At 40.7% G+C, this 20,797-nt stretch carries 15 protein-coding genes and 4 pseudogenes; 12 read left to right on the top strand and 7 right to left on the bottom strand.

Features of this window, described 5'->3' with window-relative positions:
- Positions 1–7 precede the first annotated feature (7 nt).
- Positions 8–661, top strand: a complete 654-nt coding sequence (locus tag BG00_RS14940) for a potassium channel family protein (protein WP_036983676.1) — start codon at positions 8–10, stop codon at positions 659–661.
- Positions 662–664: 3 nt separating this feature from the next.
- Positions 665–2,029 (top strand): TrkH family potassium uptake protein, encoded by a 1,365-nt coding sequence (locus BG00_RS14935; RefSeq protein WP_036983675.1) that lies wholly within the window; start codon positions 665–667, stop codon positions 2,027–2,029.
- A 30-nt stretch (positions 2,030–2,059) separates the two neighbouring features.
- Here BG00_RS14935 and BG00_RS14930 read toward each other — a convergent pair whose 3' ends face one another.
- Positions 2,060–2,368: a YkgJ family cysteine cluster protein gene (locus BG00_RS14930; RefSeq protein WP_036983672.1), complete on the bottom strand. Its 309-nt coding sequence runs from the start codon at positions 2,366–2,368 to the stop codon at positions 2,060–2,062.
- A gap of 46 nt (positions 2,369–2,414) precedes the next feature.
- Positions 2,415–4,346, bottom strand: a complete 1,932-nt coding sequence (locus tag BG00_RS14925; protein WP_036984061.1) for a RecQ family ATP-dependent DNA helicase — start codon at positions 4,344–4,346, stop codon at positions 2,415–2,417.
- A 234-nt stretch (positions 4,347–4,580) separates the two neighbouring features.
- Here BG00_RS14925 and BG00_RS14920 point away from each other — a divergent pair, with 234 nt between their 5' ends.
- Both BG00_RS14920 and BG00_RS14915 read left to right on the top strand, forming a co-directional pair.
- Entirely contained in the window at positions 4,581–5,885 is a 1,305-nt protein-coding gene (locus tag BG00_RS14920; protein ID WP_036983670.1) for an NAD(P)/FAD-dependent oxidoreductase, read from the top strand.
- 94 nt (positions 5,886–5,979) lie between these two features.
- Positions 5,980–7,479, top strand: coding sequence for a phospholipase effector Tle1 domain-containing protein (locus BG00_RS14915; protein ID WP_036983668.1), 1,500 nt, complete (start codon positions 5,980–5,982; stop codon positions 7,477–7,479).
- A 55-nt stretch (positions 7,480–7,534) separates the two neighbouring features.
- Here BG00_RS14915 and BG00_RS17520 read toward each other — a convergent pair.
- Positions 7,535–7,799, bottom strand: a pseudogene (locus BG00_RS17520) (glucose/galactose MFS transporter); the annotation flags it as partial.
- A 438-nt stretch (positions 7,800–8,237) separates the two neighbouring features.
- Between BG00_RS17520 and BG00_RS14905 the strand changes: the two are divergent.
- Positions 8,238–8,963, top strand: coding sequence for a MauE/DoxX family redox-associated membrane protein (locus BG00_RS14905; RefSeq protein ID WP_036983666.1), 726 nt, complete (start codon positions 8,238–8,240; stop codon positions 8,961–8,963).
- A 296-nt stretch (positions 8,964–9,259) separates the two neighbouring features.
- Here BG00_RS14905 and arfA read toward each other — a convergent pair whose 3' ends face one another.
- The 3 genes and pseudogenes from arfA to BG00_RS18440 all read right to left on the bottom strand — a co-directional run.
- The gene (gene arfA, locus BG00_RS14900) at positions 9,260–9,460 is read right to left on the bottom strand and encodes an alternative ribosome rescue factor ArfA (RefSeq protein ID WP_036983665.1); all 201 of its coding nucleotides are present in this window, start codon (positions 9,458–9,460) and stop codon (positions 9,260–9,262) included.
- A gap of 373 nt (positions 9,461–9,833) precedes the next feature.
- On the bottom strand, positions 9,834–12,362 hold the full coding sequence (locus BG00_RS14895; RefSeq protein ID WP_036983663.1) for a TonB-dependent receptor plug domain-containing protein: 2,529 nt from the start codon (positions 12,360–12,362) through the stop codon (positions 9,834–9,836).
- A gap of 270 nt (positions 12,363–12,632) precedes the next feature.
- Positions 12,633–13,067: pseudogene (locus BG00_RS18440) on the bottom strand (IS982 family transposase); the annotation flags it as partial.
- Between BG00_RS18440 and BG00_RS14885 the strand changes: the two are divergent.
- A pseudogene (locus BG00_RS14885) lies at positions 13,063–13,456 on the top strand (HD domain-containing phosphohydrolase); the annotation flags it as partial. The pseudogenes BG00_RS18440 and BG00_RS14885 overlap by 5 nt on opposite strands.
- A 78-nt stretch (positions 13,457–13,534) precedes the next feature.
- Positions 13,535–14,554 (top strand): ferrochelatase, encoded by a 1,020-nt coding sequence (gene hemH / locus BG00_RS14880; RefSeq protein WP_036983660.1) that lies wholly within the window; start codon positions 13,535–13,537, stop codon positions 14,552–14,554.
- A 157-nt stretch (positions 14,555–14,711) separates the two neighbouring features.
- Here hemH and BG00_RS14875 read toward each other — a convergent pair whose 3' ends face one another.
- Positions 14,712–15,869, bottom strand: a complete 1,158-nt coding sequence (locus tag BG00_RS14875; RefSeq protein WP_036983659.1) for a benzoate/H(+) symporter BenE family transporter — start codon at positions 15,867–15,869, stop codon at positions 14,712–14,714.
- Between the two features lie 337 nt (positions 15,870–16,206).
- Here BG00_RS14875 and BG00_RS14870 point away from each other — a divergent pair.
- The 5 genes and pseudogenes from BG00_RS14870 to BG00_RS14850 form a co-directional block, all read left to right on the top strand.
- Positions 16,207–16,578: pseudogene (locus BG00_RS14870) on the top strand (M12 family metallo-peptidase); the annotation flags it as partial.
- 178 nt (positions 16,579–16,756) lie between these two features.
- Positions 16,757–18,073, top strand: coding sequence for a DUF5666 domain-containing protein (locus tag BG00_RS14865; protein WP_036983658.1), 1,317 nt, complete (start codon positions 16,757–16,759; stop codon positions 18,071–18,073).
- A gap of 141 nt (positions 18,074–18,214) precedes the next feature.
- Positions 18,215–18,748: a PepSY domain-containing protein gene (locus BG00_RS14860; protein WP_036983656.1), complete on the top strand. Its 534-nt coding sequence runs from the start codon at positions 18,215–18,217 to the stop codon at positions 18,746–18,748.
- Complete coding sequence (locus BG00_RS14855) at positions 18,748–19,437, top strand: response regulator transcription factor (protein ID WP_036983655.1); 690 nt, start codon at positions 18,748–18,750, stop codon at positions 19,435–19,437. Before BG00_RS14860 ends, BG00_RS14855 begins: the two co-directional genes overlap by 1 nt.
- Complete coding sequence (locus BG00_RS14850; protein WP_051498255.1) at positions 19,430–20,758, top strand: HAMP domain-containing sensor histidine kinase; 1,329 nt, start codon at positions 19,430–19,432, stop codon at positions 20,756–20,758. The genes BG00_RS14855 and BG00_RS14850 overlap by 8 nt, the downstream gene beginning before the upstream one ends.
- The last annotated feature ends 39 nt before the right edge of the window (positions 20,759–20,797 follow it).

Raw genomic sequence — 20,797 nt, 5'->3', positions numbered from 1 at the left:
GAAAATTATGGCTCACTTTACTGTTATTGGACTAGGACGATTTGGTATCGCCGCAAGTCTTGAGTTAATTCATTTAGGGCATACAGTCACAGGGGTTGATAGCAACCCTAAGCTCGCTGAGAAATATGTCGAGCATTTATCTGAAACCGTTGTTTGCGACTCCACCGATGAAGCCGCACTTAAAGAGCTAGATTTAGCCAATAGCCAAGCCGTTTTAGTTGCCATTGGTGAAGATATGCAATCGAGCATTCTGTGTACGCTTGCATTAAAAAACCTAGCGGTTGAGCAAATATGGGTAAAAGCGAGTACTAAAGCCCATCACACTATTATCTCTAAATTAGGTGTAACACGCATTATTCACCCTGAGGAAGAAATGGGGGTGCGCGTTGCACAAGCGCTTAATTACCCGATGGTGAACGATTATATAGCCTTAGGGAATGGATTGTATGTTGTTGAAGTTCATATAAAACCTAATTTACACGGTGTAACGATTGGCCAACTATTAAAAGATCTTAAAGGCGAAATAGAGCCGTTACTGGTAAAACGTGGCAAACAAACATTTGTAAAACTTGAACACCACTTTAGCCTGAATGAACGTGATAGCTTACTATTAACAGGTAATAGAGCTGAATTAAAACATATTGCGCCAAGGCTGGTATAAACTATGGTTCAGTGGCATCCCCTACAAACTCCAATTGAGCGAAAGCCTAGAGGAAATAAAAAATTAAACGCCGCACCTCCGGTTATATTAAGCACTGGTTTTATTTTTTTAATATTGCTGGGTGCAATATTACTTAAACTTCCTTTTGCTGCAAATATTCCTATTTCTTGGGAACAAAGTTTATTCACGGCAACGTCTGCTGTTACTGTAACCGGGTTGGTTGTTGTGGATACTGGCTCTGCGTTTACCGCCTTTGGGCAAGGTGTTATTGCACTATTGATTCAACTCGGTGGTTTAGGACTGATGACGTTTGCTGTGGTCACACTGATAGCACTTGGTAACAAAGTCGGATTTATGCAAAAAACTATTACTAAAGCGGCTTATAATCAAACCGATACTTCTACTTTGGTCAGCACTGCTAAGTCAGTTTTATTATTTTCACTGCTAGTAGAAAGCCTTGGTATTACCATTTTAACCTTATATTGGGGCCAAGAAATGGGCTGGCTAAAAGCATTTGCGCATGCAGTATTTTATACTATTAGTGCTTTTAATAATGCTGGCTTTGCATTGAGCCCAAACAGTTTAATGGCATATGTGGCCGACCCTGTGGTTAACCTTACTATAACTGGTTTGTTTATAATTGGTGGTTTAGGCTTTACCGTATTAATGGACTTATATAAATCGAAACGTTGGGCAAAACTATGTACTTACAGTAAATTAATGATCCTAAGTACAATTGTTATTAATGTGGTCGCACTACTGCTGATCTATGTTATTGAATACAATAACCCCAATACATTGCAGCCATTAAGTGAACTTGGTAAATGGTTAGCAGCTTGGTTTCAAGCTGTAACACCACGCACCGCAGGGTTTAATACGCTTGCCATAGAAGAATTAAGAAATGCTAGTACTGCTTTGACTATGATGCTTATGTTTATTGGTGGCGGCTCTTTGAGTACCGCAAGTGGCATAAAGGTCGTTACGTTTATTGTTTTAATATTAGCAACCTATAGCTACCTCAGACGTGATAAAGGGATCACTGTGTTACGCCGAGAAATAGACAAAGAATCTGTGTATAAAGCATTAGCTTTAACTATTATTTCTGCAGGAGTTACCTGGCTTGCTATTTTCGTTTTATTGTTAGTCGAAGATGCACCTTTTATTGATATTGCATTCGAAGCGGTATCAGCAATAGGCACTGTTGGCTTATCTCGAGGTTTAACATCCTCGCTATCACCACTGGGAGAGTTTATTATTATGTTTTTAATGTTCATGGGCAGAATAGGTCCGCTTACTATCGCCTATTTTTTAGCAAGTCCACGCACTAAAAAGCTAAGATACCCAAGCGCGCAACTCTCTATTGGTTAACAAACATTAACGCGGGTTAATTAACCCGCATTAAATACCCGCTAACTCTCGCTCAGTAATACACTCACCCGATGCCATTTCAAACTCGCGACACACTAATGGGCGGTTTTCGTAAATAGTACACATTAGCGTGTTACGGTCGAGTGCTTGGCACCAGCCATCATCACCGCGTTTCATAACTTCGCTGCCCCACTTATCGTAATCAATGTACTGAAAAGGCACGCCGGTATCGGTCACTATGCGTACTTCTAATTGGCAGCAACAAGCTTGGCAATTAGCGCAGGTTACGGGCTCTGGCGCTGAGTTTATATTTTTAACGGGAATAACGGTGTGCGGCATAGTGGCTTACTTTTTAGGATAAGCCACTAGGATACAGGAACTACGATCAATTGCACTGCAGTAATGTCGCTTTTATTTCGCTGTAGCGCTGCTGCTCGCACAGTGCAAAACCACTTAGTTGACGTACTTTATTACGCGCAAACAGTGGCACGCTCATTCCCGCTAAAAACCGGCATTGGGTTTCAATGCCCACATTGTGCACGCCTTTAGTTGCCATGTGGGCTAAAAACTCATCGATCTTTTGGCATATAAGCGCTGTATCAATCGCTGCAGGGGTGATTGAATATTCAAGCTTAACCGAATCCCCACGACACACCGAGCAATGTCCACACTGCAGTGGCGCATTCGCATCATCAAAATAACGGGCTAAGTTATAGCTTAAGCAAGATTGCAGCTCAAAAAAGCGCACCAAAGCAGCAATCCGTTTTATTTCCGCTTGCTCTTTATCGGTAAAATAATCGTGTAAATGCTGGGCAAGTACGGGATTATTAATCACCTCGCTATGCACTTTGTACACGTGAGTAATACGTTTGGTTTCAAGCGTGATAAGGTTTTTTTCAGCTAAATAATCAAGCGCGGCTACCACACGTTTACGGTCAACCTGCGCGGCTTGCGTTAGGGAGTCAAAATTAAGTGTACCCCATATTTTTTTAAAGTCGGTATGACTAAATATTTGTGTTAAAAAAGCTTGGCGCTGCTCATCAAACTGACTAAGTAACTCATTTTTATCAACCAAAAATTTATACTTAAAATCGGCATAATAGGCATACTGCGGCGTTATTGCGCCTTGCATTTCAAGCTGTACCAGCAAGGTTTTAAGGGCAAGCTGGCGAATATTACTCTCGCTTGAAAGGCTATATTCTTGCATTTCCCATTGCTGTTGAGCTTGGCGAATATCGTTAATAACATATTCAATACCGCTGAGCTCTGGAGTATCGCCGTAAATAAAGTTTTCTACTGTATTTAAGCCATCTAAATTAGCCAGGGTATAACAATTTGATGGGTTGCCGTCACGCCCTGCGCGGCCAATTTCTTGGCTGTAGTTTTCTATTGATTTAGGTAAATCGTAGTGAATTACAAAGCGTATGTCTGATTTATCAACCCCCATACCAAAGGCAATGGTAGCAACCACTACATTTATTTTGCCTGCCATAAAATCGTCTTGAATTTGCCCGCGTAGGGTGTCTTCAAGCCCTGCATGATACGCCACTGCTTGTAGGCCCTGCGCGCTGAGCATATTAGCCACTTGCTCAGCACTTTGCTGCAGCGTGACATACACAATACCGGGGCCGGTTTGCGCACGGACAATTTTAGTAAGCTCATTGTTTTTATCCGCCGTTTTAACACTTAGCACATTTAAATCTAAATTAGCGCGATAAAACCCCGTTTGCACAATACATTGTGGCTCAATAGCAAAGCGCTCGGCCATATCGCGTTTTACTTTTTTAGTGGCGGTAGCGGTTAATAGTAGCACTAACGGAATATTTAGCTCTTCACGGTAACGAGGTAGTTTTAGGTAATCGGGTCTAAAGTTATGCCCCCATTCAGATATACAATGCGCTTCGTCAACAACCAACATAGAAAGCGCCACTTGGCTTATAAACTCCCTAAAGCGTTCGTTTTTAAAGCGCTCAACCGACACCATTAACACTTTAACTTTACCACTTCGTACGTCGTTCATTACAGTGCTACTTTGCATTTGGTCTTGGCTTGAGTCGAGGCTGGCGGCATAGATGCCTTTGCTATTTAAAAAGCTAATTTGATCTTTCATCAAGGCCAATAACGGCGATACCACCAGCGTTAAATGCGGTAAATGTAACGCGGTGAGTTGATAGCACAACGACTTACCCGATCCTGTAGGAAATATTGCCAGTGATGATTGGCCATTTAGCAATTGCTCTATGGTTTGTTGTTGCCCTGCTCTAAACTGATTAAAACCAAAATGTTGCTCAAGAGACTGAACTAGCGAGGTACTCATAAAAGCGTCCTTTTTATGTCGGTGCCCATAAATGCTGTAAATGCGCAGTAGATGAAATATTTGCATATCAGTATACATTAAATGACGTGATTTATTGCTGACATATCCTTTAATTAGGCGCACACTATAGCCCCATAAAAACGTGCTTTGCCAAAATAATTTTTTGATACCCAAGTCATTTTAAAAATCAACGTACAGAAATTGCTTCGGTATATTATTTTTAAGGGCATTGTCATGGATATAACCATACCAAAAATCGTCATCATCGGCGGTGGCGCTGGTGGGCTGGAGCTAGCAACTCAATTAGGGCACAAATTAGGAAAGAAGCAACACGCAAATATATTACTCATCGATAAAAATCGCACTCATATATGGAAACCGTTATTGCACGAGGTTGCAACTGGCTCTATTGATGCCGATTTAGATGGGGTTGTTTACTCCGCGCATGCTGCCAAACATCACTATAACTTTCAACTTGGTACCTTTTGCAATCTCGATAACAACAATAAAACCATCACCTTAAGCCCATTATTCGATGAATTAGGGCATCAAATTTTACCCAAACGCACCGTTCATTTCGACTACCTAGTTATTGCCATTGGCAGTGTGAGTAACGACTTTAATACGCCAGGCATTAAAGAGCATTGTTTTTACCTCGATTCAAACCAACAAGCAGAGCGCTTTCAACACGCGCTGCTGGATAACTTTACTCGCCTTCATCAAGACGACGACCCACTGCATGCATTAAATGTCGCTATAGTCGGTGGCGGTGCTACCGGCGTAGAGCTCTCGGCTGAGCTGTATCATGTTTCTGATTTACTAAAAATATACGGTTTAACCAATATGTCGGCTAAGCGTTTACATATTCATCTGATTGAAGCGGGTCCCAGGATTCTTCCGGCGCTGTCTGAGCGAATTGCCAGTTCGGCCAAGCGTGAGTTATTAAGATTAGGCGTCACCGTACGAGAAAACACCCAAGTTAAACAAGCAACCGAACATGGCTTTATCACCAATGATGATGAGCAAATAAATGCGGATATTATGGTGTGGGCGGCGGGCGTAAAAGCACCTGACTTTATTAAAGAGCTGGGTATTTTTGAGCTGACTCGTAATAACCAAATAAAAGTAAACGAGTACTTACAAAGCAACCTTGACCCACAAATATATGTGCTCGGTGATTGCTGCGCGTTTACGCAAGATGATGGTACGCAAGTGCCGCCACGCGCACAATCGGCACATCAAATGGCACAATGCGTTGAAAAAAACTTAATCGCCACATTACGTGAGCAGCCCCTTAAAAAATTCGAGTATAACGACCATGGCTCACTGGTTAATTTATCGCGCTACAGCACAGTAGGCAGCTTAATGGGTAACCTAACCAGTAATAGCTTTTTTATTGAAGGTAAAATTGCCCGCTTTATGTATATTTCATTATATAGAATGCATCAGCGCGCTATTCATGGCAGTGCCAAAACCTTTGCTTTGTGGCTCAGCGAAAAAGTGCTGCGTGTTGTGCGTCCTAAAATGAAGCTGCACTAGCCAAAATTAAAGACAGTGGTAATTTAAATTACCACTGTCTTTAATTTTTAATATTAGCTATATAAAGTACACAAAAATTTTAAGGAAACAGCCTATGTCGGATAAAACGCTTATTTTTAATTTTGATGGTACCGGCAGTGAACCCCGAGACGCAGATCAGTTTAGTACAGAGCATTTTAAAGAAGACGCCAGTATTTCTAATATTTTAAAACTACACTTATTGCTCGGTGGTAAACTTGATGATTCTCCCACCACCCCATTTTCCAAACAGTTAAGTTTTTATTACCAAGGCATAGGCACTAAAGGTAGTCGTTTAAAACGAATTTTAAATCAAGCACTCGCCCCACGTTCAGACGATGTAGCCAGCATTTTAAATCAAGCTATTAATGATTTTAAACAGCATTATCAAAGCGGTGATACTGTGTTACTTACCGGTTTTAGCCGAGGCGCTGCATTAGCGCGGCGATTTGCAAAGTGCTTAGAGCCACTCATACATGAAAAGGTGTATTTATGTGTGTTTGATACAGTGGCCTCAATTGGCATGTCAAAAGTGAGTAAAGCCACTTGGGGTGCAGAGCATGTTATTTTTGAAAATCACACCATTGCCAGTAATGTCTCTGAGGCGCTGCACTGTGTAGCGCTTGATGAAAAACGTCGCGCCTTTGAACCGACCTTAATGAACCAGCAAGCTAACATTACCGAGCTGTGGTTTGCAGGAGCCCATTCCGATGTGGGAGGCGGCTACTATCGCGATGGACTTGCCGATATTTGCTTGCGTTATGCACTTGAGTGGCTCATTGCTCAGCCACTGTCAGTTTCATTGCTAACCAGTCATGACATCGATTACGAAAACCTTTTACCTGAGAGTAACTTGGTTGCCCAAGACGATGTGACTGTTATTCCCGATCCCCTGGCGTTAAGTCATCAGCAAAATTACTTTTGGCTAAACCCATTTTTTAAACTTGTTGATAGGCAGTGCTGTGTATTAATTGACGATGAAATCAGCCACGCCGCCCCATTAATACATCACAGTGTTGCACAGCGAATTAATAAACTAACCAGCTATCGTCCCGAATCGTTAAAAAACTTACATTATAAAATGATTTACAGCGACGACAGCACGTTAAACTTTATGGGACTCAGTGCCCATATAATGCTAGGCAACCAAAATATGAGTTTACTTAGCATAAACCAAAGCCAAGATGTGATGGTATATGCCAGTGAAGCCTACAACGCCACCGGCTTAATGCTTGCCCAAGGTGCGACCTACCGTTTTACACCTTATCCTAATCAATATTGGTATGACGATGGTATAAAGTGCTCTCCTTCTGGGTGGCATCGCGATAACGTGCAGCTCGGCGTTAAAGAAATCCCCATGGCATTACTTGAGCCATTTAGACGTTTAGCTACAGCGCAGTGGTTTAGTTTAATCGGCACGATTGGCCAAAGCGATGAACACGCCTTTGAAATTGCCGAAGGCGTTGAAATAACCATTAAAAAATCGGGGGAATTTTGCCCATTTGCTAATGATTTAAGTCGTTTTTATGGTGCGAATGCCGGTAGGATAAAACTTAAAGTAACGCGATTGGGCTGATAATCAGTGCACTTTATACTGCAAAGTGCACTGAGCTAGGGATAGCTGGTGGAGGTTATTGCTTTTTTATTTTATGGCCTTTCACGGCATAAAATAATATGAATAGATAACAAGGTAACAACACCGAGTAGCCTATTTGTAACGAGGTAAAGCCACTCAGTGGCCCCCATAATTAAAAGCGCAGAACCAGTACTAGTAAGTTTACCCAATCCTGATAACGCTAGTGGGAACACCGCAGGCCAAACAATCGCGTTTGCAAAGCCTAAAAAGGCAATCAGCAGTAAAACATCAGGCAAATTAGCGCCGCCTAAAGGCACCAATGACCGCGATATTATTAAACTATACACACCAGAACTGGTTGTCAGAGATTCAACAGCCCCTTCTATAGTTTTATAATTAATTAGCTGGCATGCGCTGCAAGTCCCCCCTTCAGCGCTTAAAGCATTAAAAGCGGCCTAATTTTTGAACGCATAGTCTGTACCACTGAGTTTATTAACAATAAAACGGCACATGTTGTAAATTTTACACTTAGGGTCTGTTGATCTTTCAAGGTTATATAACTCAGTTAACCTCTCTAATACCAATTCGCTTAATTAACTGAGCATTTTGAGGGAGGGAAATCGTGTCGATAGCAAGGCAAAAATTTCGTTATTGAGTTGTTCTAAATGAGACGTTTTTAACGTCTGTTAGCGTCTGTTCTACCCCCTCAAAATGATTAAGTATTATTGCAAATTGGTATAAATATACAGGAGTAAAATATGGCCAAGTCAGCCCAATTGTATAGAATGGCAACCGATGAACATATTTGCCCATTTGGTTTAAAATCTAAAGATTTACTTGAACGTCAAGGCGTTGAAGTAGACGATCATTTACTCACCTCAAGAGCCGATACCGATACCTTCAAACAAAAATACGGTGTAAAAACAACACCACAAACATTTATAGATGATGAGCGTATCGGTGGTTATGATGAACTCAGAGAATACTTTAATAAATCCCCTGCAGGCCAACAAGGCACAACGTATACGCCGGTCATTGCTATTTTCGCGGTTACCTTGTTGCTAAGTTTAGCCTTTTCGTTGAGCGGTGCAGGATTAAGCATGTATACGCTTGAGTTATTTGTTGCGTTAACCATGGCGGTACTTGCCATTCAAAAGCTGCAAGATTTAAACAGTTTTTCGAATTCCTTTATCACTTACGATTTACTCGCCATGAAAGTGATCCCCTATGCCTATGTTTACCCATTTTTAGAAGCTTTTGTTGGCGTGGCCATGATTGCAGCACTTCCAGTTTACTTGGTTGCACCTATCTCTTTGTTTATTGGTAGTGTCGGGGCAATATCCGTGATTAAAGCCGTGTATATAGACAAACGCGAACTTAAATGTGCCTGTGTTGGCGGCGATAGCAATGTACCGCTTGGCTTTATCTCACTAACCGAAAACCTATTTATGATAGCAGCCGGTATTTGGATGCTAGTTAAATAATAAAAAGGCGCGATAGGTTTAAAACCTACCGCGCCCTTCATGTTTTGATAGCGGGCTAAGGGGGAAGCATTCCTGTTTTTATATTTTCTCATTACTCCTCATTTTCTTCTCTGTGTTCAAATAGGGTTTAGTAAATTATTCACAAAGAGGGCAAAGAGACGCTGCGCTAAAAGAGGAGGCTAAAGGCGCTAGGTTGTGTTCGCTGCTCGTCACTCGTAGCCCGAAGCCCAAAGCCCGCCTTATTTCAGCAAACACTTAGCCAACTCGCGACAAAAGCCCTATTTGATCGGTGCTATTTAAGCCGCGATTAAATAGGACTCTTGTCCTGCATGTTTGTTACTGCGTTTAAACGAGCCTTTGCCTTTTTTGGCTTTAACCACTTGCGGTTTAAATACTTTAGAGGTTACCAGTGCTGCCAATGCGTTGTGTTTTATCACGCCGCGCCCAGTGTCTACTGCGGATTTGTTAACCGTTTTTGCTTTGCTTTTTTTCGCCATTTATTTTTTCCTATTAATAAAATGAGTATAACGAGGGATACATACCCCACCATGTTATTGATGGCGATTGTATGCTTAATTTTCAAGCATGCAATCATTTTTAATGCTGTTTTAAATAACCTGAACTTTGGTTAAGAGATTTACTAACGTATTGAATCAAAATTGATATTTATATTTATTTTCTCTAGCCAGAGATTTCCAGTGAAAACAAGGCGAAATTACGCGTCAATAGCTCGCCTATTGCAAGTAAATTCAACGTAGTTAGCGCTGTAAATAGCTGCTTGAGATAGATTTATTATCCAGAGTTCAGGTTAAATATATTTTAGCCATAAAAAAAGCGCCGTTTATAACGGCGCCTATTTAGCTTACAAAATTAAAAACTAAAGCTTACTTTTGCGTAGTAAGTGCGACCATCAAAGCCGTAGGGTACGGCACGTAACGGGTATTTAAATGCCCCATTTGAAATAGCGTTTAATACTTCATCATCGCCTAATTCATCCGGTGTTTCATCAAATACATTGTCTGCACCTACCGATAACGCAAACATATCGTTAATTTGATAACTTACATTTAAATCCACTAATACGGCTGATTCTACCGTACTGGTTGCTTTAAATGAGCCATCTGTTGCAAGTTCAATATGGTCATTACCAAAGTACTTCACATCGGTTTCGCCAAAGTAATTAAAGCGGATCATTGAGCTATACGCGTCACGCTCATAATCAAACGTTAGCGTTGCACGTTCGCCCGGCTGCCCATCAGTTAAAAAACTACTTTGAATATCATCAAGTGCTACATTTTCAGGAATACCCGGTGCTGCATTAACACTGTCAATTTTAGTTTCATTTAAATTACCAGCAAACGTAGCAGAGAAATTACCGCCATATAAATCGGTACGGTAGGACGTAATAATGTCAACACCCTGCGTTGTTGAATTCACTGAGTTTGAAAAGTAGTTCGCTTGTACTGCACCCGTTGCCTGTAGCGCGGCAACTGCATCAGGACTAAATGCCACATCATCAGCCGATAACAAGCTGCCCAGTGTAATACGGTCTTCAATTTCTACACGGTAAAAATCCACAGTTAACGATAAATCGCTCGTTACATCATAAACAAAGCCTGCACTGTAGTTCGTTGATGTTTCAAGCTTTAAGTTATCAACGCCTAATGCAGCTGGAAAGGCAGAGCCTGTTGTTGCTGTAAACGACTGGCTTAACGTGCCGTCAGAACCTAAGTTAGTGGTAAACGCAGTGTAACCGCTTTGCTGTAATGATGGCGCTCTAAAACCTGTTGATAACGCACCACGTACCGCAAAATCATCGTTAAATTCATAACGCGTGGCTACTTTACCAATTATGTCGTCACCCGCATTAGAGAAATCTTCGTAACGAAGTGCTCCGCTAACATTCCACGCATCGGTAACCATGGTTTCTGCGTCAATATAAACGGCGTAGCTATCGCGATCACTTTTATTTGATGCTTCAGGGCGAAGGCCGTTGTAGGCTTGAAAACCACATTGTGCAAATTGATTCGGATCGTTCACTGATGGGTATGAAGTATCTGTGTTAGCAGCGCCACACGCGTATGAGGCTTCTTCACCGGGTACAATTTCATAGTTTTCTTTACGGTATTCAGCACCAATTGACACGTACACAGGCTCACTGCGGCCAATATCAACAATCCCGTTCACATCCGCGTTGAATGTTGTTTGGTCAAACCTAAAGCCACCCGAATACCCCTCAGTTGGTCCTGCATTTGCAGCAATATCGGCATCACTTGCACCTGGGTTATTAAATAAATACTCAGCAGCATAAGAGGCATTTAATGTATTGCGTGATGTAAAGTCGTATTGGTTTTCACCATATACCGCCGATACATCGTAATTCCAATCAGGGTTAATATCGCCTCTAAAACCAATTGAAACAGAGATATCCTGTGCTTCATTGTCTATTTGCGGTAAAAATCCATCGCTATAGACTTGAATTACGTTTTTAGATGCTTCATTAAAGTTACGATAAAAGCCGTTACCTAGTGCAGTACGCTCGGAATAACCACCAAATGAATAAAGCTCACCCTCACTTACTGGCAATGCCATATTGTAAAATACCGAAGTAAATTCACTCTCTGCATTACCTTGTCCCCAACGAACTTCGTCAGATAAAGTACCTGGTGCGACATTAAGCGAACCTCCAGTATCTCGCTCGGCACGATTGGTTTTATCTGCATCGCGGTACTCAAGCGATAAATTAATAAAACCACCTTCGTTGCCTAGTTCAAAACCACGATTTAAACCTGCAGAAATTGTTTCCCCATCGCCTTCTGCCGTTTCACCGTATTGCACATAACCTGTGGTTAAATCTGTTGAGTTATTAAGTGATAAATTGATAACCCCCGCAATCGCATCTGAGCCGTACTGCGCCGCCGCACCATCACGTAAAACCTCAACCCCTTTTAAGGCAATAAGCGGGATCGCATTCATATCAGTCCCCGCAGAGCCACCGCCCACGGTACTAGTTAAACCAAAAATAGATTGATTATGGCGGCGCTTACCGTTGACTAAAACCAGCGTTTGATCTGGCTGTAAACCGCGTAATGTTGCTGGGCGAAATAAATCGGAACCGTCAGAAACTTGTGTACGAGAAAAGTTAAACGATGGCGCTGTCGCTTGCAAGCTTTGCCCAAGCTCGGTAAAGCCGCCTTTGTTTAAATCATCCGCGTCAATTAAATCAATAGGTGATGATGACTCTGTTGCTGTTCGGTTAGAAACTCGCGACCCTAACACAGATATTTGCTCGATATTCTTTTCAGCTTGAGCAGGCGCTTCTTGTGCATTAACCACACTTGGTGCACTGAAAGCAAAAGCAACCGCTACTGCCAAGGTGTTTAAACGATATGTTGACATAATGATGACCCTGTTTTGTGTATTCTTATAATATGTGTGGGGTATATTCCTGCATCCCATTGCTAACATCCTAGCAACATACACAAACAAAAAGAAACAGAAATTTGATAAAATTAGCATAAGAATGCAAATAGCTTTAAAAACAGGAAAATAACACCTATGAAAGCTCAAAATACAACCAAAGTAGCAATTTAATATCACACCACCCAAAGTTAATACAATGTTAACATTGAGATTTTATGCATAATTGACCTCAGTTCTGCATAAGAATTAAAGCCGAGTCGCTTTTATACTCAGCTTTTTAGTCTGAAAAGTATAGGCAATTAATCCAGCCATTAAATTAACCATAAATGAGATGCCGCTGCGGTGCCTTGTGTGGTCTATTTGAGCCATATTTTTCAGCTGGTCGAACACTGTTTCAATGATGAAACGCGTTGATAACATCGCTCTATCTCAAGATGATATTGGCTGACGTTTCATATTACGTCGTTGACCTGTCATAAAATCAATACCTTGCTCAGCAAGTTCCGCTTTTAGGTTTGCAGATACATAACCTTTATCTGCGTATAAACTACCTGTAACATTATCGACCATATCTAATATCGGCTGTCTATCATCAACATTCCCAGCTGTCACTTTTACAGCCAATAAACCCCCTTCATCATTCATGATGAGGTGAAGTTTAAAGCCATAAAACCAGCCCATTGGTGCTATGGTGTTTAGTGTTGCTCGTGACTATTGGGGAGAGTTGCGAGCAAAGTGAGCCGTTACTTACAACAAAACAACGCCATCAATTTTCACTCAATAGTATTAAATCAAACAGTGGCAGCTTATATCATCCGCGTATTGTCGATGCACTTGAAGCCAGCCACGCTAAACTCATCGCCTCTGACAGCTCTATTGGTTCAATAAAGGTGATGAGCGCACAAGAACTCAAAGAAAATATGACATTGGCAAACTCACTGCACAGCCATACAGGTATTATGCTTTTGCCTAAAGGACATATTTTCAATACGAAATCGATTGTTAAGCTACAACAACTCGAAGCCAAAAAGCCAACTCCGTTTAGAATTATGGTTAAAACGGCTAAATGATTGATCTAAAATACTCTTTTATTCGTTATACTAAGCCATAATAGTTACTTTCAAATATATTGCTTGAAGGAGCACACAGTGTCGCGATTTTCTGCCGTTACCGATAATCCCCACGACGGGCGTTTTAACCAAAAAACAGGTATTTTATTAACCAACTTAGGTAGCCCCGATGCCCCCACAGCAAGCGCGTTACGTGTTTACTTACGTGAGTTTTTGTCAGATCCGCGTATTGTAGAAATACCACGTATAGTGTGGATGATAATTCTCCATGGCATCATTTTGCGTATTCGCCCAAAACGCTCAGCTAAATTGTATAAAAGCATATGGACCGAAAATGGCTCGCCACTGACCCACATTACACGCCAACAAAGCATTAAATTAAATGCCTTATTAAAACAGCACGGCTATACCAACACCGAAGTGGTTATGGCGATGCGCTATGGTAATCCATCAATCGAAGCGGGGCTTGAAGAGCTCAGAGATAAAGGCTTAACCCGTATTATTGTGTTACCACTTTACCCACAATATTCAAGTCCAACCACAGGCTCAACATTTGATGCCGTGGCAAATGTATTAAAAAAATGGCGCTGGGTGCCAGAACTACACTTTGTAAATGGGTATCACAAAAACCTAACCTACCTAGAGTCGCTTGCTAACAGCATTAGCGAAGATTTAGAAAAACACGGCATGCCACAAAAAATGGTGTTTTCATATCATGGTATGCCTAAACAGTTTTTAGATAATGGCGACCCCTATTACTGCTTATGCCAACAAACCACGCGTTTAGTGGTAGAAAAGCTAGGCCTAGATAAAGACAAAGTGATCACTACTTTCCAAAGCCGTTTTGGTAAAGCTGAATGGTTAAAACCTTACACAGATGCAACTCTTGAGAGCTTACCTAGCAAAGGAATTAAAGATGTGGCTATTATCAGCCCTGCCTTTAGCGCCGACTGCCTAGAAACACTTGAAGAATTAGAAGGTGAAAACCGAGAGATTTTTGAAGAAGCCGGCGGCGAAAAATACCGTTATATAGCAGCGCTTAACGACCGTGACGATCACATAGACGCCATGTTTGATGTGTTAAAGCCAATGCTTTAAGACAGCAAAGAGCAGCGGTTAGGTTTTAGCTGTCAGCGATCAGCAAGAGATTAGCCAAGTACGGTGTTCGACTGTAGGTGTGAGTTTACCTCGCGCGCACAGTACCAAACCCGTTGCTCGACACCCGTTCCCCGCACCTAACACCTAAAATCTGCTCTTAGCGCTTACGTGTCACCATTAACGTGAGTGCTCCTGCTATTATCCCCCAGCATGCAGAGCCAACTGACCATAATGTTAAATCAGAAGCCGTAACTAAAAAGGTAATAATGGCCGCTTCTGTATATTCAGGACTGTGCAAAGACTGCTGCAAACTATTAGCGATGGTGCCAAACAAAGCAATACCCGCTAACGCCAATACCAGTGCTTGCGGCAAGCTTGCTACAATCGCCACTAGCATTGCAGCACACAGCGCCATAATAATGTAAAACCCCCCACCAGCAATACTCGCCCAATAGCGCTTATCGGGGTTTTTATCGGCCTCTTCGCTCATACAAATAGCAGCCGTAATGGCCGCTAAATTAATTGAATAAGTGCCTAATGGCGCGGTTACTAAATTTATCAACCCGGTCACAGTTAATGACGATGATATTGGCGCTTTATAGTTATGTGCTTTTAAAATAGCGAAACCGGGTAAGTTTTGTGAAGTCATAGTGACTATATACAAAGGAATACTAATACTTATAAATGCCTGCAAACTAAAGCTTGGTGCAATATAAGCAAAGCTGCTTGCCTGCCACTGCACGGTGCTGGTATCGATATTTCCCATATACCAGGCTAAAAATATACCCGCTAACAATACACTTAGCATTGCAAAACGAGCAAAAAAGCGCTTGCCAATAAAGTACACCACCACCATTAAACCAATTACCAATGGCATGTTGTTCATAAAATTAAATACATCAATACCAAATGTGACTAATACCCCCGCTAACATAGCACAGGCCAGTTCACTGGGAATACGGTTCATGATTTTTTCAAACCAACCGGTAATGCCAGACACCAGCACCAATAAGGCTGATAGCATAAATGCGCCTATCGCTTCATGTAAGTTGTAGCCCTGGGCACTTGAGATCAGTAATGCTGCACCGGTGGTCGACCATGCAATTAAAATGGGCACCTTATAATAAAACGACAGCACAATAGAGGTACCGCCCATTACTAGCCCCAGCATTAATATCCAGCTTGCCACAAGTTCAGGTGTACCACCTAAGGTGATCACCACTTGATAAATCAATGCAATAGAACTTGAAAAACCAATAATGACCGCAACAAGTCCTGCCATAATTCGACTAAGTAACTGATCAGTCCCTGCCATAATTCCCTCTTTTAATAGGTGTTTAACGATACAACATACTTTGCCTATTTATACTCTGCAATTAGCCCTTTGAATAATGAAAAATGAGCACGTCACTAAAAAATTTTATTGGTCAGTTTTACTTGTCAAAATCGGTGTGATTTGAAAAACATGCACGTACCCAAAAACATGCCACAGGGTGCGCCATTACTACAAAAAAACCATCCTATTAAACCAAAAAAAATACCTAAAAAAGGTAAAGCAAATACTTACAATAAGTTATAAAAAAGCAATTGCCACTTTATGGTTGCAATTTAAATTTGATCTAATTCTTTTTTAAGATAAAAATTAACAATTACTAGCATGGGTTGGTCAAGGTACGAATGGCAATTTATACAGCTCAATGAGCAACCGTATGTATTCAATAACAGCCGTTGATTGTGGAGCAACAACGTTCGTACATGAACTGGGTCATAACCAAGGTTTAGCGCATTCTCTTAAGCAAGGCGATACAAGCGGTGGCGTATATGTTGATGGCATGGGCCACGGTGTACAAAATGAATTTGCCAGTATTATGGCCTCCCCACATGTGTTTGGTAGTGCAACTCAGTACGATTATTTCTCAAACCCAAATTGAAGCGTAAACGGCATTCCATTTGGTGTGACCAACCAAGCATATGGTATTCGTACTGTAACCGATACAAAAATAAGTATTACTAACTTTAAATAAGTAACGCAAACAGTAACTAAAGTGAGCCTACAGCCTATTTTTTAATTATTTCCCCTTAGAGCGTATTTGCGCTCTTTTTTTATTTAATTTAAACATTAACAAAATTTAATGTTACGTCCACCTTTACAATATTTGGTAATAAGTACACTTACCCCATATAAATAACTAGGAGTAAGCTATGAATAATTCACTAATTAAAAGTACTGTTAAACTCATTTCTTTATCTGCAATTTCACTTGCGTTGTGTGCATGTGGCAGCAGCTCATCAAGTAATAAAACTAATGTCATTTCTAAGGTTAATAACTTTCCAAGCGTTATTATTGGCCAAGTATCTGAAGTCACAAGTAATGCAATTACCATAAACAGCCACACAGTGCCTGCAAGCTCTGCCAAGGTAGAGCTAGATGGCAACAACGCCAGCCTTTCAGACATAAAAGTAGGTATGTACATTGAAGTAGAAACCAACGGCTCGCAAGCAACTGAAATAGAATACGATCCGCTATTAAAAGGCCCAGTGTATATTGATGGCGATACCCTAAGCATTGCAGGCATTACTTTAAATAATGCTCAAAACACAAACTTTAGCCAAGGTGAATTACTTGAAGTAAGCGGATACATCGACTCAACGAATAGCATTGCAGTGACTTACCAAGCAGTAATTAGTAACAGTCAAGAAGAACTTGAATTACTAGGAAATATAAGTAATTTAAACACACAATCTGGCACTTTTAATTTAGGTAACCTACTCATTAACTACCAACAAGCCGAGGTAGAAGGTGCGTTAAATAACGGCCAGTTTGTAGAGGTAGAAGGTGTTTTAAATGAAGGGCATATTATTGCAACAGAGGTAGATGCCGAGCAAAACCTTAATTTTAATGATGACACGCAAACAGAGCTTGAAGGCGTAATCACCTTTGTAAATAACGATGAAACACTAATAACTATCAACTCAAAATGGCAAGTTGCTATTAATGATCAAACTCAATTTGAAGATGGCACAGCCACTAATTTAATCACCGGCCAATGGGTTGAAGTAGACGCTCAGTGGCAACAAAATAACAACCAATTGTTAGCCACAAATATTGAATTTGACAGTAGTAACACCGAGTCTACCGTAACAAATTATACGTTTTCAGTATCAGGGCAGGTGTCGGTTAGCGACAACATCGCTACTATAAATGGCAACAACTTTACGCTTACTAATCAAACACGTTACGAAGATGGCTTAACTGCACAAACTCTAAACGGGCAATGGTTGGAGCTTGAAGGCACTTACAACAACAGCCAAGCTCTTATTACTGAGGCCGAAATTGAAGAAAACACCAGCACGCTACACTTAAAAGGCAATGTTACATTAAATACAAATAACCAAGCTGAAATATGGGGCTACATAAGTGAAGATAGCTCTCTATCGCAATTTACAAACCAATACGTAGAACTTGAGTGCCAGTGGGTAAACACTAACCAAGTAAGAGTCTGCGTACTAGACGATTAAATACAATAAGTTATATTTGACTTTGCAAAGGGCCTGTTTGCCTTTCGCGGTAACATGCCCTACTAAAGTTAAACATGTCCTTAAGTTTATTTGATAAACTAATTTGCATTAAAATAACGTTCAAGCCACAAGAGCCTATTTATGAAATATATTTTATTAAGCGCGACCCTTTTTGTTAGCGCATTTTGCCAAGCAAGTAACCCTGCCATATTTAATAAGCTTAATACAGCTAAAGATCCTTCGGCTCAAAGCATTTTAAATAAAATAGAAACCAAGTATGCCAATCAAGGTGTAATTGTGGAATTTGAACTTGAGTTTGAAAAAGGCATTACAGTTTACGAAGTGACTTTATTTGATGAGCAAAATAAACGCTTTATTGAGTTAATCGTTAACGCACAAGGTAAAGTAATTGAACAAGAATACGAACAGCCAGAACTTGACGAAGAAGACGAAGTAGCCGCAGCCAAGTTAATGAAGCAAAAAAACTACCGCATGCATCAACTGGTAAAATCAATAAGCCCAGCCCCACCATATTACTTATTAGAGTCGCAATTAGAGCAAGATACTGGCATAACCTACCTAGTTGCTACATTTATTACAGAAAAAGGCAGACACAAAAAAGCCATTGATTTAGCCACAGGTAAAAACTTACCTCTGCTGCAATGGGGTAATTAATGAAGCTGCTTTTAGTCGAAGATGATAAACAAAATCGCGAATTTTTATATAAAGCATTTAACGAACAAGGCTACACTGTAGATACTGCAGCCGACGGCCAACAAGCATTGCTTATGGCTACCTGCGAAGAACACGACATAATAATACTTGACCGTATGTTACCAAAACTCGATGGACTACAAGTACTAGCAGCACTTAGAGCAACCGGTAAAAACACTCCCGTACTTATACTTTCAGCACTTGATAAAGTAGATGAAAGAGTTACAGGTTTAAAAGCCGGTGGAGATGATTACCTTACCAAACCTTTTGCGTTTTCTGAGCTTGCAATAAGAGTAGAAAAACTCATAAAACGTCCTTCGCAATCCACGCAAAAAACAACCACCGTAGAATTTGAAAATGTAAGCCTAGATTTTCGCCACTACAAAGCTCAAGTAAATGGGAAACCGCTAAACTTACAACCAAAAGAATTTAAGTTATTACACTTTTTGTTAGAACATCAAAGTAAATTAGTTACTCGTACCTTATTGTTTGAATCAGTGTGGGAATACCATTTTGACCCAGGCACCAACGTAATTGATGTACATATTGCCAGGCTTCGTAAAAAACTTTTACAGCATAACGCCCATGTAAACATTGAAACTATACGAGGTGTAGGCTACCGCTTACAAAAAGCGCACGCCAATGAATAACAAGCATTCATTATGGTGGCAATTTAACCCACGAGTAAGCTCGGTTTGGCGCTTAACCCTCGCCTTTGCGACCATTACCTCTGTGGTATTGGTTTTATGTATTGTGCTTATTTATCAGTTATTACTTGGAGAGCAAACACGCCAAGTAGAAAGGCAGTTAAACGCCGAGCAAGTGCGTATAGAGGGGCTAGCTAATAAATTTGATAAAGCCTCGTTTTTTAAGCAACTTAATGTTTTTAGAAACGAAGGCGATATTTTAATTTTTTGGCAAAACGACGAAACTCAAAGCCAAGGGTTGAGTTTTTTCCCAAGCGATATACCTAAACTACCAAAAACCGTTGAGTTTCCAGTACTCGATACGCAGCGCGGCCAAATACGCTTATTAACCACAGGCATAGTAAAAACAAAACACGGCAAAGTAGTTATTGCTACAGCTACTGAGCATTTAAGTCGCTTAATTACAGAGTTTAAAACCATTGCTACATGGGCGTGTTTACTTAGTTTAGTACTCACATGTGTATTTGGTTATATATTTGCTAGACGACATTTACGCCGCGTAAATTATTTTAATAACGTGGCCGAGCAAGTACAAAAAGGCGATTTATCGGCGCGAGTAGTGCATAAACAAAAAGGTGATGAATTTGTTACTTTAGCCAAGCATATCAATACCATGCTACAAAGCATTGAAGAAAACTTTGCTTTAGTACAAGGGATTACCGACAACATTGCCCACGATTTAAAAAACCCGCTAACCCGCTTGCGTTTACATTTAGAAAAGGAAGCCATTAAGCAGCCAAGCCTAGGCATAGCAATAGAGCAATTAGAAAGCGTATTACATACCTTTGATGCCATGCTAAAGCTAACACGTTTAGAACATGGGCAATTTCCACTAAAATTAGAGCCCGTTAATGGCTTTACTTTAATGAGCGACATAATAGATATTCTTGAACCCACAGCAGAGCAAAACCAGCAGCACATAATACTGCATAAAAACCACGAGCCTATTTTTGAAGGAGACAAAAACTTACTGTTTCAAGCATGTTATAACTTGCTACAAAACGCCATTAAATATGCAGGTAACCACGCTAAAATTACAATAACGCTTTCTAAAAGCAGTATAAAAATTAGCGATAACGGTAAAGGGGTAAATAAACAACAGCTAAGCCAGTTAACCAAACGCTTTTACAGAAGCGACCTTGCAAGGCAAAAAGACGGCTTTGGATTAGGCCTTGCTACTGTAAAAGCTATTTGCGATCGTCACCACTTTACACTTACCCTGCAAAGTGATGAAAACGGATTTAGCAGCACTATTAGTCATTAACAAATGGAGTAAGTTAAAAGCCTAAAAGTGCGCAGCTAA

Source organism: Pseudoalteromonas sp. SCSIO_11900 (assembly GCF_000576475.1).
Classification (GTDB): Bacteria; Pseudomonadota; Gammaproteobacteria; order Enterobacterales; family Alteromonadaceae; genus Pseudoalteromonas; species Pseudoalteromonas tetraodonis.
This window is presented reverse-complemented; position numbering and strand designations above follow the sequence as displayed.

Coding starts and splice junctions, on each gene's coding strand:
- BG00_RS14940 (WP_036983676.1), top strand. CDS start 8: ATGGCTCACTTTACTGTTATTGGACTAGGACGATTTGGTATCGCCGCA.
- BG00_RS14935 (WP_036983675.1), top strand. CDS start 665: ATGGTTCAGTGGCATCCCCTACAAACTCCAATTGAGCGAAAGCCTAGA.
- BG00_RS14930 (WP_036983672.1), bottom strand. CDS start 2,368: ATGCCGCACACCGTTATTCCCGTTAAAAATATAAACTCAGCGCCAGAG.
- BG00_RS14925 (WP_036984061.1), bottom strand. CDS start 4,346: ATGAGTACCTCGCTAGTTCAGTCTCTTGAGCAACATTTTGGTTTTAAT.
- BG00_RS14920 (WP_036983670.1), top strand. CDS start 4,581: ATGGATATAACCATACCAAAAATCGTCATCATCGGCGGTGGCGCTGGT.
- BG00_RS14915 (WP_036983668.1), top strand. CDS start 5,980: ATGTCGGATAAAACGCTTATTTTTAATTTTGATGGTACCGGCAGTGAA.
- BG00_RS14905 (WP_036983666.1), top strand. CDS start 8,238: ATGGCCAAGTCAGCCCAATTGTATAGAATGGCAACCGATGAACATATT.
- arfA (WP_036983665.1), bottom strand. CDS start 9,460: ATGGCGAAAAAAAGCAAAGCAAAAACGGTTAACAAATCCGCAGTAGAC.
- BG00_RS14895 (WP_036983663.1), bottom strand. CDS start 12,362: ATGTCAACATATCGTTTAAACACCTTGGCAGTAGCGGTTGCTTTTGCT.
- BG00_RS14875 (WP_036983659.1), bottom strand. CDS start 15,869: ATGGCAGGGACTGATCAGTTACTTAGTCGAATTATGGCAGGACTTGTT.
- BG00_RS14865 (WP_036983658.1), top strand. CDS start 16,757: ATGAATAATTCACTAATTAAAAGTACTGTTAAACTCATTTCTTTATCT.
- BG00_RS14860 (WP_036983656.1), top strand. CDS start 18,215: ATGAAATATATTTTATTAAGCGCGACCCTTTTTGTTAGCGCATTTTGC.
- BG00_RS14855 (WP_036983655.1), top strand. CDS start 18,748: ATGAAGCTGCTTTTAGTCGAAGATGATAAACAAAATCGCGAATTTTTA.
- BG00_RS14850 (WP_051498255.1), top strand. CDS start 19,430: ATGAATAACAAGCATTCATTATGGTGGCAATTTAACCCACGAGTAAGC.